This window comes from Actinoallomurus acaciae (assembly GCF_042429965.1).
Taxonomy (GTDB): Bacteria; Actinomycetota; Actinomycetes; order Streptosporangiales; family Streptosporangiaceae; genus Actinoallomurus; species Actinoallomurus acaciae.
The window spans coordinates 1-10,570 of the sequence record NZ_JBHLZP010000290.1 but is presented as its reverse complement, the minus strand read 5'-3'; the positions used below and the strand labels follow the sequence as shown (position 1 = coordinate 10,570).

At 68.1% G+C, this 10,570-nt stretch carries 13 protein-coding genes; 7 read left to right on the top strand and 6 right to left on the bottom strand.

Translation table 11 applies throughout. The annotated features are described in order from the left end of the window. The first annotated feature begins 353 nt into the window (after positions 1 to 353). Both ACFFNX_RS30895 and ACFFNX_RS30890 read left to right on the top strand, forming a co-directional pair. Positions 354 to 689: a hypothetical protein gene (locus ACFFNX_RS30895; RefSeq protein ID WP_378209399.1), complete on the top strand. Its 336-nt coding sequence runs from the start codon at positions 354 to 356 to the stop codon at positions 687 to 689. After that, positions 571 to 900 carry a hypothetical protein gene (locus ACFFNX_RS30890; RefSeq protein ID WP_378209398.1) on the top strand — a complete coding sequence of 110 codons (330 nt, stop codon included), beginning with the start codon at positions 571 to 573 and terminating at the stop codon, positions 898 to 900. The genes ACFFNX_RS30895 and ACFFNX_RS30890 overlap by 119 nt, the downstream gene beginning before the upstream one ends. A 90-nt stretch (positions 901 to 990) precedes the next feature. Here ACFFNX_RS30890 and ACFFNX_RS30885 read toward each other — a convergent pair whose 3' ends face one another. Continuing rightward, positions 991 to 2,205 carry a cytochrome P450 family protein gene (locus ACFFNX_RS30885; protein ID WP_378209397.1) on the bottom strand — a complete coding sequence of 405 codons (1,215 nt, stop codon included), beginning with the start codon at positions 2,203 to 2,205 and terminating at the stop codon, positions 991 to 993. A 756-nt stretch (positions 2,206 to 2,961) separates the two neighbouring features. On the opposite strand from ACFFNX_RS30885, the gene ACFFNX_RS30880 reads away from it, so the two are divergent. Then, complete coding sequence (locus ACFFNX_RS30880) at positions 2,962 to 3,492, top strand: GntR family transcriptional regulator (protein WP_378209396.1); 531 nt, start codon at positions 2,962 to 2,964, stop codon at positions 3,490 to 3,492. A gap of 58 nt (positions 3,493 to 3,550) precedes the next feature. Here the strand turns inward: ACFFNX_RS30880 and ACFFNX_RS30875 are convergent, their stop codons facing one another. The 3 genes from ACFFNX_RS30875 to ACFFNX_RS30865 all read right to left on the bottom strand — a co-directional run bounded on the left by ACFFNX_RS30875 (position 3,551) and on the right by ACFFNX_RS30865 (position 4,953). Then, positions 3,551 to 3,847, bottom strand: coding sequence for a hypothetical protein (locus tag ACFFNX_RS30875; RefSeq protein WP_378209395.1), 297 nt, complete (start codon positions 3,845 to 3,847; stop codon positions 3,551 to 3,553). A gap of 35 nt (positions 3,848 to 3,882) precedes the next feature. Further along, entirely contained in the window at positions 3,883 to 4,173 is a 291-nt protein-coding gene (locus ACFFNX_RS30870; RefSeq protein ID WP_378209394.1) for a hypothetical protein, read from the bottom strand. Between the two features lie 300 nt (positions 4,174 to 4,473). Next, positions 4,474 to 4,953, bottom strand: a complete 480-nt coding sequence (locus ACFFNX_RS30865; RefSeq protein WP_378209393.1) for a hypothetical protein — start codon at positions 4,951 to 4,953, stop codon at positions 4,474 to 4,476. A gap of 443 nt (positions 4,954 to 5,396) precedes the next feature. On the opposite strand from ACFFNX_RS30865, the gene ACFFNX_RS30860 reads away from it, so the two are divergent. The 3 genes from ACFFNX_RS30860 to ACFFNX_RS30850 are packed head-to-tail and all read left to right on the top strand — an operon-like array spanning position 5,397 to position 7,616. Then, positions 5,397 to 6,020 carry a dihydrofolate reductase family protein gene (locus tag ACFFNX_RS30860; protein WP_378209392.1) on the top strand — a complete coding sequence of 208 codons (624 nt, stop codon included), beginning with the start codon at positions 5,397 to 5,399 and terminating at the stop codon, positions 6,018 to 6,020. A gap of 40 nt (positions 6,021 to 6,060) precedes the next feature. Then, positions 6,061 to 6,384 (top strand): YciI family protein, encoded by a 324-nt coding sequence (locus tag ACFFNX_RS30855; protein ID WP_378209391.1) that lies wholly within the window; start codon positions 6,061 to 6,063, stop codon positions 6,382 to 6,384. After that, a complete protein-coding gene (locus ACFFNX_RS30850; protein WP_378209390.1) occupies positions 6,381 to 7,616 on the top strand; it encodes an RNA polymerase sigma factor in 1,236 nt (411 codons plus the stop codon). The genes ACFFNX_RS30855 and ACFFNX_RS30850 overlap by 4 nt, the downstream gene beginning before the upstream one ends. A 32-nt stretch (positions 7,617 to 7,648) precedes the next feature. Here ACFFNX_RS30850 and ACFFNX_RS30845 read toward each other — a convergent pair whose 3' ends face one another. Continuing rightward, positions 7,649 to 9,103, bottom strand: a complete 1,455-nt coding sequence (locus ACFFNX_RS30845; protein WP_378209389.1) for a hypothetical protein — start codon at positions 9,101 to 9,103, stop codon at positions 7,649 to 7,651. Positions 9,104 to 9,136: 33 nt separating this feature from the next. Further along, positions 9,137 to 9,946: an MBL fold metallo-hydrolase gene (locus ACFFNX_RS30840; protein ID WP_378209388.1), complete on the bottom strand. Its 810-nt coding sequence runs from the start codon at positions 9,944 to 9,946 to the stop codon at positions 9,137 to 9,139. A 126-nt stretch (positions 9,947 to 10,072) separates the two neighbouring features. Here ACFFNX_RS30840 and ACFFNX_RS30835 point away from each other — a divergent pair. After that, the coding region (locus tag ACFFNX_RS30835) for a PucR family transcriptional regulator ligand-binding domain-containing protein (protein WP_378209387.1) at positions 10,073 to 10,570 on the top strand (498 nt) is incomplete at its 3' end.

Here is a 10,570-nt window from a genome sequence, read left to right as displayed (position 1 = left end):
GCATGCCACCAAGGTGGCATGCCCCGAACACTCACGAAGCGAAATCCCCAACATGATCTAGCTATGTAGTACTAGAGCGAGCTCCCCAACGACGTCGAGATCATCCAGAACGACCAAGGCCGGTTCCAGCCGAGGAGCTCAGAGCGCGAGGTCCCGCGTGTCAGCGAGACGAGCCCGGAGATGGCCCATCTGGCGCGCCTGACGTACCTCAACGTCTGGGCGGCCAAGAAGTGTGTCGATGACGCTCTTCGCGGCACGAACGCCTACGGGCCGAGTAGCTGCACCCGTGAGCAGTACGAGCGAGCATGTGTCGAGCTGGGTCTGACCGGCTGCCGGACAGTGTTCGCCAGACCGTGCCCCGGTTTGAGGCACCAGGCCATGACGCGGAGACGATCGTTATCGGTTCTCTGGCGATGTACCGCCGCGCCGGGATGTCCGCCGAGGAAGCCCGGCAGCGAAAGGACTTCGAGGTGGAGATCGTGCTGTCCGACGAGGAGCGGGCCGTGCCCGTGCGCTGGGCGGATCGGCGGATCGGCGGATCGACGCTCGATGGAGCGAGCGCGGATCGTGTTGGCGTGTGCGGATGGTGCCACGAACAAGCAGGTGACCAGCCGGCTCGGGATCGCTGCCTCGAAGGTGAACCGGTGGCGGGCCCGCTTTATCGCGGCGCGGTTGGTCGGGCCGGCTGATGAGCCACGTCCAAGTCGGCCGCCGCCGATCCTGCTGACGTTCCTCGGCTACATCAAGTTCCACGACGTCGTCATCGGGCTCCTGGGGTGGACCGGATCGTTCCTGTGCCAGGAGGCGATGCTGAGCTGGCTGCGGGGTCACAGCGGCAGCGTTTGGCCGGTCAGCCTCGCACACACGGGTAACAACATGGTCCGTCGGTGTCGGCTGTGAGCGCCGGCGTCGCAGATGGAGAGCCTGCCATCGTCGTGACGGCTTGGCTGCGTGTCGTACGGGTGCTCCGCCCGCGTTCGCGTCGAGGGTTTAGCTCGGGTCGAACGTGACGGGAAGCTGAATCGGGCCCCGCAGGCTGGCTGCCGGCCACCGCAGTTCGTCGAATGGCACCGCGAGCGAGAGGTCGGGCAGTCGGCGGAGCACCGTGCTGATCGCGATCCGGCCCTCCAGCCGGGCCAATGGAGCTCCGATGCAGTAATGCAGACCGTGTCCGAAGGCGAGATGGGCGTTGTTGGGGCGAGTGATGTCGATCCGGTCGGGCTCGGGGAACCGCGCCGGGTCGCGGCCGGCGATGGCGATGGCGACCATGACGGTCGCGCCACGGGGGATGGTCACGCCGCCGATGTCAATGTCCTCGGTGGCGAAGCGGGCGACGCCTGGAGAAGACGGTCCGTCGTGGCGGAGGAATTCTTCGATCGCGCCCGGCAGCAGCTCCGGATCATCGCGGAGCAGCTTCAGCTGATCGGGATGGGTGAGCAGCCCGAGGATGCTGGTGCCGATCATGTCGACCGTACTGATGTGTCCGGCCACCAGCAGCAGGAACACGTTGGCGAGGAGTTCCTCCTGGTCCAAGCGCTGATCCTCGTCACGGGCCGCGATGAGTGCGCTCAGGAGGTCATCGCCGGGGTGGGCCTGCCGGGCCGCCAGCAGGCTTTCCAGGTACGTGCGCATCCGCAGCCCGGCTTCCTCCATCCGCCGGAGGTCCGTCTGGTCGGCGGACCGAGGGACGAGCATGGTGTCGGTCCACTCCTGGAAGCCGTCGCGGTCGCCCTCCGGTACGCCGAGCAACTCGCTGATCACAACGACCGTGAGCGGCAGTGCGAAGTCTCCGACCAGGTCGACGCGGCCTGCCGGCATGACGGCGTCGAGCAGTTGATCGGTGACCTGCTGGATACGCGGAGCCAGCTCCGCCGTGCGACGAGCGGTGAACGCTTTGGAGACGAGGCGACGGAGCCGGGTGTGGTCAGGCGGATTCACCCGGAGCATGCTGCGCGCCAACCCGCCCTGGTCGGACGACAGCTCCGTCAGCAGGCGCGGGTCCGCGGAGTCGCGGAAGTCGCAGCTCAGTCGAGAGTCCGACATGGCCGCGACCACATCGTCGTACCGGCTGATCATCCAGGACTCGTGCCCGGTCCCCGTCATGACCCGACGCACCGGCCCTTCCTCCCGCAACCGCCGGTAGAACGGAAACGGGTCGGCGACGAATGACGGGTCTCCGTACGGCAGGGCGATCGGTTCGTTCATCGGTTCCTTATTTCCAGGTCAACGCCACTTCCGGTCGGCGGAACCTCGCGTGATTTACAATTTATCTCTGTGTCCCGAATATTTAGCGAAGTGGATCATTGGCTGCAGCGCAAATGTCCAATGAGGTGACGAGAACCACATCGTCACCTCATTGGCTGTCGGCGTTCGAGCAACTGTCAGATGCCGACCTTGATCTCGTAGGTCAGAACGGGAACCAGATCGGCGTCTCGTTCGTCTTGGCGGACTTTTCCATCATGTGTCTCACCTCATTTCATGCGGTGATCTATGAATATTGGTGATGTCAGATCATGTCAAGCCTGGACATTCACGAGTGTCTCGTTGACGGGACTTCGTGCGCACGTGGGCGCCCAGGATTGGGCCACCGGGTATAATCTGGAGCTTCTCGATCGGCGTGCGGAGACGGCCTGGGAGCGACGGGATACGGGTCAGTGACGTCGCGACTCGTCTATCTGATCTTCATCCGGCTTCTCGGCTCCCTTGCGCTCGGACGTCTCCAAGGGAGCGGAGATCCCGGTGCTGCCGCGGGACTCTCACCGCCTACGCCGAAGGACTCATCGACTCGCCCATCTGGCAGTTCTGGTGGGATTGATCCTTACCGCCCTGCCCCTCTCCTGGCTGAGGCCGGAGGACGGACGCCGGCTGCGCGGGCGGCAAGTCGGATCGGTCTCTTCGGTCGACATCGGCTCTGGCAGCCACTGCCGGTTGAGTCCGTGAACCGGTGAAGGTCGCTTGCCGATGCGTAGTAAACGTCCTCGCGGAAGTCGCCAAGATCGACGCCGATCACGTGGACGACGTGGTCCTGGCGTCTCGTCACCAACGCCATCCGCCACGCGGTCGGTGAAGGGCGGTTGTCGGTCCGGCTGGACATCCGGCCTCGGTGGACGCATCTGTACGTCGTCGACCCGGACCCGACCGTCCGGGAGCCGGCGCCGCCCGGCGGTGAGGACCCTGTCACTGTCCGGCCGCGGTGTGCCGATCGTCGGAGAACTCGGGCTGCCCGGCTGGAGCCCTCATGGGCTGTGTCGGGAACTTGAGGCCGAGGGGCCCCTGGTGGACACGGCGTCCGGAGTCGGCCGCGTTCTCCGTACGGCTCGGCAGGCGGATAAGAATTCCCGCTGCCGGCGCATCGCGGCCATCGAAGCCGGCGAGTATCCACCAGGGTCCCAACTACCTGGCGAAGGTCACCTCACCGACCAGTTCGGGGCATTCCGAAACACGATCCGCCCGGCACTCGCGAACTCGACGGCCGAGGCCTCCTCGAAGTAGTCCACGGGAAGGGACGAGTAGTTCAGACGAATGATCGCTGCCGGGCTCGGCCAGAAGATCATGGTTTCAGCGTCGGGTGAGGGTTCGGCCTCGATCGTACGGTCGGGTCTGTGGCGACGACGACCGACGGCAACGACCCCACGCGGCCGTCCTCCTTGTAGACAACTGAGGAACCGCCGATGGCCTCGTAGGAACTATCGCCGTCGACCAGGAATTCCCGGGCGCCGACAGCGAAGACATACACCTCGTCGGTTTCGGTTATGGTTCGATCGTCGATGCAGAATGTGCCGTGGTCCCATCCCGGCTCGAAGAATTCGCGGATGGTGTCGAATGCCTCTTCGTACGTGACTGCCATATGTCTCGTCCAATCGTGAGATTCGTGATCAATCCCTAGTAGGGGTTTGTCCTGCTGGGATCTGGCGTCTGTAGGTCGTCTAGTCGTAGGTAGGCCGCGCGGTCCCCGATATTGAAGTAGTGGGAGGCGTTCATCACTGGAGGCGTCGGTCGTCCGTCCACGAAGCGGACCTTGCCGCCAACGTTCTCCACGGTGAAGACGTGAGCGCCCGTGTTCCCGTGCCAGACGATGTAGACGACACCTCTGACGCCGGGATCCTTGAATGCCGCCTCGATCTCGCTCTTCGTGCCATCGGTGAACTCACCGTCCCAGGCATTCTCGATCACGTCGAGAGGTCGACCGCCTGGACCGCCTTGGTCTGTCCGGAAATGGCTTTCGAGGGGGCCTGCCTCGGTGTCGATGCCACGTCGCCGCAGCTCGCTCGCTTTTTGTCGGCAAAGGTGGCGAATTCTTTGCCGAGTAGCTACGCCCGCGGGCAGCGCGAGCGAGCGTGTGGCGAGCCTGGGTCTGATCCGGCTGCCGGACAGTGTTTGCCGGAGCGTGGCCCGGTTCGGGGCACTGGAGCATGACGCGGAGGCGCCTTGAATAGGTCCCTGGTCGTGGCCGGTGTGTGCCGGCGGTTGAGGTCAGATGCCGGTGTGGTCCCAGCCGGTTTCGATGTTCCGTAGGAGTTCTTTCGCGGCTGGGCGGTGATGGCCGCCGGCGGAGGGGTCCTCTGCCACTCTTCGTAGCATGCCTGTCGCCATCCGTATTCTTTCCGCGATGCCCTCGCGGACGTCTACGGGGCCCCGCTCGGGATCGTCGTAGGTCTCGCACTCTGGATCGGCCACGAAGCGACCCCACCAGTCCAGCAGTGCGTCGAGGGCTTCCCCGCGTGCCGGGCCCGGCAGGTCGGCGATCACTTTCAAGAACAGCGTCGTTGCCGGCACCGCTGCCGGATACAGCGTTCCCGCGTGGTCGTTGCTGACCGCATACCGTAGATCCGCCACCGCCCTGGCGGCGTGCTCGGCCGATCGAGGGCGGCGTAGCGCGTCCACCGCGGCCCGGGCGAGCTCCGAAGAGTAGGCGCGCGAGTCCGTGATCCGTGACCAATCGACGGCATCCACTGGCACTCCCGGCGTAGGAACGATCAGGATCGTATGGCCCACGGACTCGGCCGTCGCGTCGGCTGCGTACTACTCGTGCAGCGTGATCTTGGTCTGCCGACCGATGCGCGGCGACGCAGATCTGGGACCAGCGTGCGCCGACGTATTCGGTACAGAGACTCGCCGACGCTCGGGCTCGGCCGGACGATCGCGCGACGGTGTCCGACCTCTTCTGCGCACGTTGGGCGCCGAAATCGGCCGGAAGCATGGAGCGGCAGAGCTGCGGCGTCGCCGCCGGGCCGTCCGACGGCTGCGCCGTCGCCGGGAGAGTGTCGTGCCGACGGGCGCGTCCCGGAGAGTTCTTTGGAGAAATTCAGGGGGCGGTGTCGGATCGGGGCGGGGGTGTTCGTAGCAGGGGTGAGGCCGCCCACAAGGGGCGGCGCCACGGCGGAGGAACCGTGATCATGAAGCTGACGACCATGACTCAGGTCACCATCGATGGCGTGATGCAGGGTAACGGCGCCGCGTCGGATGAGGACCGCAGGAACGGATTCGAGCGCGGCGGATGGGCCCTGGGGAAGGGCGACGACGAGACCCACGCGTTCATCGACCAGACCTACCAGCGCGCCGACGCGTTCCTGCTCGGGCGGCGGACCTACGAACTGTTCGCCGGCTCCTGGGGGACCCTGACGGTCCAGGACGCTCCCGGCTGGGAGTCCGTCGTGGAAGCGTTGAACACACGGCCCAAGTACGTGGCGTCGACCACGCTCACCGATCCGGCGTGGTCGAACACCACCGTCCTGTCCGGTGACCTCGTGACCGCCGTACGAGAGCTGAAGGCCAAGCCCGGGGGTGAACTGCAGGTGCACGGCAGTGGCATCCTGACCAGGTGGCTGCTGGACAACGATCTGGTCGACGAGATGACTCTGATCACCGTCCCGGTGATCGTCGGTCAGGGGGCGCGGCTGTTCCCCGACGCGGGTCCGGATCTTGCGCTCGACCTGGTCGAGTCGCGAGCCGACTCCAAGGGCGTGACGACCCAGGTCTACCGGCCGGCCGGGCGCCCGCACCATGCACCAAGTCTCTGACCAACCGAACCGCGGCGACACCACAGGAGATGAGCTTCCGATGCAGTATCTGGTTTCCGTGATCGACGACAAGAGCAATCCCGGCAGTACGGACAGGCAGCCGGCCATCAGCGTGTTCAACGAACGACTGATCGCCGAGGGCCACTGGGTCTTCGCGGGCGGGCTCGCGGACACCGACGCGGCCACGGTCATCGACAACCGGGGTGAGCAGGCGGTGTTCAGCGACGGGCCTTTCGTGGAGTCGAAGGAGTACCTCGCCGGCCTCTGGGTGTGGGAGGCCCCCGATCTGGATGTGGCGCTCAAGCTCGCCGCCGAGGCGTCGAAGATCTGCGATCGAAAGATCGAGGTACGGCCGTTCCAGTGAGCGACGCCGACGTCCGCGAGGCGGTCACCCGGGTCCACCATGAGGAGTGGGCCCGGGTGGTCGCCGCCCTGACCAGGCGTTTCGGTGATCTCGACATCGCCGAGGAGGCGGCGGCGGAGGCCTTCGCGACCGCCGTCGAGCGGTGGCCGGCCGAGGGCGTACCGCCCAACCCCGGCGCCTGGCTGACCACCACCGCGGGCCGTAAGGCCATCGACCGGATCCGCCGCGAGAACAAGCGCGACGACAAGCACAAGGAGGCTCGGCTGGTGTACGGCGACGACGACCCGCCCGAGCCCGCCGGCGCCATCGACGACGATCGGCTCCGGCTGGTCTTCACCTGCTGCCACCCGGCGCTCGCGATGGAGGCCCGCGTGGCGCTGACGCTGCGCATGGTCGGCGGCCTGACGGTGCCCGAGATCGCCCGCGCCTTCCTGGTGCGGGAGGCCGCGATGGGGCAGCGGATCACCCGCGCGAAGGCCAAGATCAAGGCCGCTCGCATCCCCTATCGGGTGCCCGCCGCGGACGATCTGCCGGCGCGCGTCTCCGGCGTACTCGCCGTCCTCTTCCTCGTCTTCAACGAGGGCTACCTGGCGACCGGCCCCGACACCGATCCCGTACGTCACGACCTGACCGCCGAGGCGATCCGGCTCACTCGCCTGATCCGTGCCCTCCTGCCGCAGGACGGTGAGGTGGCCGGGCTGCTGGCGCTGATGCTCCTCATCGAGGCCCGCCGCACCGCCCGGGTCTCGGCCGGCGGCGAACTGGTCGCTCTCGACGAGCAGGACCGCGGGGCCTGGGACACGGCGCTGATCGCCGAGGGCCATCGGCTGGTGCGCGAGCGGCTCGCCGCCGGGGTGGCTCCGGGCCGTTACCAGATTCTCGCGGCGATCAACGCCGTGCACACCTCCGTCCGTGACATGCGCGACACGGACTGGTCGCAGATCCTCGCCCTCTACGACCAGCTCGTCCGCCTCGACCCCTCGCCGATCATCGCCCTCAACCGGGCCATCGCGGTCGCCGAACTCGATGGCCCGGAGGTGGCACTGGCGGCCGTCGACCGTCTCGAGGACACGCTGGCCGGCTATCACGCCTACCACGCGACCCGCGCCGACCTGCTACGCCGGCTGGGCCAGGGCAAGCGGGCGCGCGCGGCGTACGACAAGGCCATCGAGCTGGCGGGCAACACCGCCGAGACCGCCTACCTGATCCGCCGCCGCGACCAACTGCGGTAGTGCCCACGAAGCCTGTGTACGGCGGCCTCGGCTCACTGTCGGCTGAGGGCTCGGGTGATGCCGGTGATGACGGTGGTGGCGAGGATCCAGCCTGCGGCGATGAGGAGGTAGGCGAGCCACTGGTAGCCGCCGTGGGGGTTGAAGGCCTTCTCCTGGCCGAAGTCGATGATCGGTAGGAGGAGGTCGAGTGTGTAGACGAGGGCGTTGAAGTCGGGGGCTTTGCCGGGCTCGACGGGGTGCGGGTGGTGGAGGCCGTAGACGAGGGTTCCGAGCAGGAGGAGTCCGAGGAGCCACGTCATGGCGCGGGTGGGGCGGTAGCCGTAGCCGACGGTGGTGTCCTGGATGTGGCCCCAGAGTTTGGCGTACCAGGCCAGTGTGGTGCGGTGGCGGCGTTGCCTGGCGAGTTGAACGGCGCGGGCTTGAGCGTCGTCGCCGACGCGTCGGTAGGTGGCGGCGAGTTGTTCGTAGGCGTGGGGTACGTAGTCGTCGCGTTCGAGTACCTCCAGCCGTCGGAGGGCGGGAAGCCGGGGTTGGAGTGAGATGTAGGTGAGCCCGTCGAGTTCGACGTGGGCCGGCCAGACCTCGGGCGCGGCGTGGATGAGGCCGATCTGGGAGCCGCGCAGGTTGACCGATCCGCTGATGGGTGCGGCGTCACCGAGCCAGAGTTCGCCGATCGCGCAGCTGCTGGCGCGCAACGCGACGCCGCGGGGGTTGAACAGACGGGCCTCGCCGAGGTTGACCTGTCCGGGGATCTTGGCTGCGCGCAGGTTGACGGTGCCCTTGGCGTGGAGTCGCCAGGCGCTCAGGTTGGATCCGACGGTCAGGTTCTCCGCGTCGATGACCGTGCGACCCGGCTCGCTCAGCTCGGCGTTGTCCAGGTTCACCGCGCCGGTGACCGTCGCGCCGGCCAGCCGGATCTGTCCGCGGGTCCGCAGCCCGGGCGCCCAGACGTCGTCGTCGATGCCGGCATGGTTGAGCTGCAGGATCGGTTCAGCGTCACCGGAGCGTTCCTCGCCCAGGTCGGCGTTGTCGAGGAAGAACGCTCCGGAGATCCTCGCCCCGCCGAGCCGTACCACGCCGGGAATGCGGCTGCCGGTGATCCGCAGGACGCCGTCGACGCGGATGGTGGCGGCGTCCAGGCCGGGCAGGTGGCACCGGCTGAGGTTGAGCTGGCGGATCCGCGTCGCGTACAGGTTCGGGGTGTGGTCGAAGTGGCAGTTGAAGAACCGGACGGCGTGGGGGACCGTCGCGTGCTTGAGATCCAGCCGGCCGGTGATGCGCACGCCCGTCAGGCGCAGTGACGCGATCTCCCCATCGGCGGGCCGGCCGCCGACGAGGAGCCGCCGGATGACCTCGGCGCGTACGGAGCGCTCGGGACCCCACGACCGGCCCTGCCCGGCCTCACCGTCGGAGAACCCGACGTCTCGGCCGCGTGGGAACGCATTCCCTACCTTGCGCTCGAAGGGTGTCAGGTCGGGGATCTTCATCGGCGGGACCTTCTCGCGCCCACGGCCGCCGTGTCAACGGGCTTCGCGCCCCATCGAACCTTCCGAGGCGGCGGCGCCGATCGAGAAGGTGGCGCCGGGCGCGGCATGGTCGATGGGGCCGTCGAACCGAGTCGCCGCACGGTCGACCGCCTGCCGCGGGGTGAGGAAAGGCCCGACATGCGTGACGATCAGTCGTCCCGCCCGGGCCGAGCCGGCGGTGTCTCCGGCGTCTTCCGGCGTGTGGTGGACCTGTTCCTCATCGCTCGGTGCCTGTGCGCTGTCGGCCTCGCACAGCAGCGCGTCGCACTCCTCGGCCAGTTCCGTCAGCTGGGGACAGGGCGCGGTGTCTCCGGAGTAGACCAGCGACCGGCCCGCGGCCTCGGCGCGCAGGGCGAAGGCGGGCATGCCGTGCGCCACCGCCCGGCTGGTCAGCGTGAGCGTGCCGACGCGCACCCGGTGCCGGTCGTAGAGCTCATCGACGGCGAAGGCGGATTCGACGGGACTGCGGGTCGAGGTGTTCGTGAGGAAGTGAGCCAGCCGGTCGGCCACGCCCGGCGGGCCGTACAGCGGGATCGGGGCATCGAGCCGGACGTCGGCGAAGAGGGCGCCGTAGTAGGCGGTGAGCAGGTCCGCGGTGTGATCGGCGTGCAGGTGCGAGATCCAGATCGCGTCCAGCTCGTCCAGCCGGACGTGTCGTCGCAGCTGGGCCAGCGTCCCGGTGCCCGCATCCACCCACACCCGAGTGTCGCCGCTGGACAGCAGGTAGCCGGAACACGGGTTGTCCACACTCGGGTACGGCGACGCGGAACCCAGAACGGTGAGACGGAGGAGACCGCTGCTCATCCGCGGAGTCTAGAACGTCCGATCCACCGGCGTCGCGGGACGCCGCTGGTCAGGTCGCATAGCATCCAGGGACCCGGGCGTGGCCGCCGCGCGGGGCGCACCGGACACGGAAGGATCGGATGCCCCATGCCCTTGACGGTTCGCCGGCTCGCCGCGCGCGTCGACCTGGAGCTGCGGGTGGTGGCCGGGGAGGCGGGTCTGGACCGCGGGATCAGCTGGGTCCACTCCAGCGAGGTCGGCGACCCCACACCCTGGCTGGACGCCGGCGCGTTGCTGCTCACCACCGCCGCGGGGCATCGGGCGCCGGGGGAGCTCGCCGATCTCACCCGCAGGCTCGTCGCGATCGACGCCGCCGGTATCGGGCTGGCCGTCGGAGTGGCGTTCGACGAGGTGCCCGCCGAGCTGCGGGAGGCCGCGGACGCCGCGTCGATCTGCGTGCTCGAGATCCCGTACGAGACGCCGTTCGTCGCGATCTCGCAGGCCGTCGCCGGCCGGATCGCCGAGGAGCGGCAGGCCACGCTGCAACGCGCCCTGCGCGCCCACCACCAGCTCACGCGGGCCGCGCTGGAGCAGGGGGCGGTGCGCGGTGTGCCGTCCGTGCTGGCGCGGGCGCTCGGCGGGTGG

What these genes read in the sequence shown, in the direction of transcription:
- ACFFNX_RS30860 (WP_378209392.1), top strand. Translation starts at nt 5,397, where the DNA reads ATGAAGCTGACGACCATGACTCAGGTCACCATCGATGGCGTGATGCAG.
- ACFFNX_RS30885 (WP_378209397.1), bottom strand. Translation starts at nt 2,205, where the DNA reads ATGAACGAACCGATCGCCCTGCCGTACGGAGACCCGTCATTCGTCGCC.
- ACFFNX_RS30875 (WP_378209395.1), bottom strand. Translation starts at nt 3,847, where the DNA reads ATGGCAGTCACGTACGAAGAGGCATTCGACACCATCCGCGAATTCTTC.
- ACFFNX_RS30855 (WP_378209391.1), top strand. Translation starts at nt 6,061, where the DNA reads ATGCAGTATCTGGTTTCCGTGATCGACGACAAGAGCAATCCCGGCAGT.
- ACFFNX_RS30840 (WP_378209388.1), bottom strand. Translation starts at nt 9,946, where the DNA reads ATGAGCAGCGGTCTCCTCCGTCTCACCGTTCTGGGTTCCGCGTCGCCG.
- ACFFNX_RS30880 (WP_378209396.1), top strand. Translation starts at nt 2,962, where the DNA reads ATGCGTAGTAAACGTCCTCGCGGAAGTCGCCAAGATCGACGCCGATCA.
- ACFFNX_RS30845 (WP_378209389.1), bottom strand. Translation starts at nt 9,103, where the DNA reads ATGAAGATCCCCGACCTGACACCCTTCGAGCGCAAGGTAGGGAATGCG.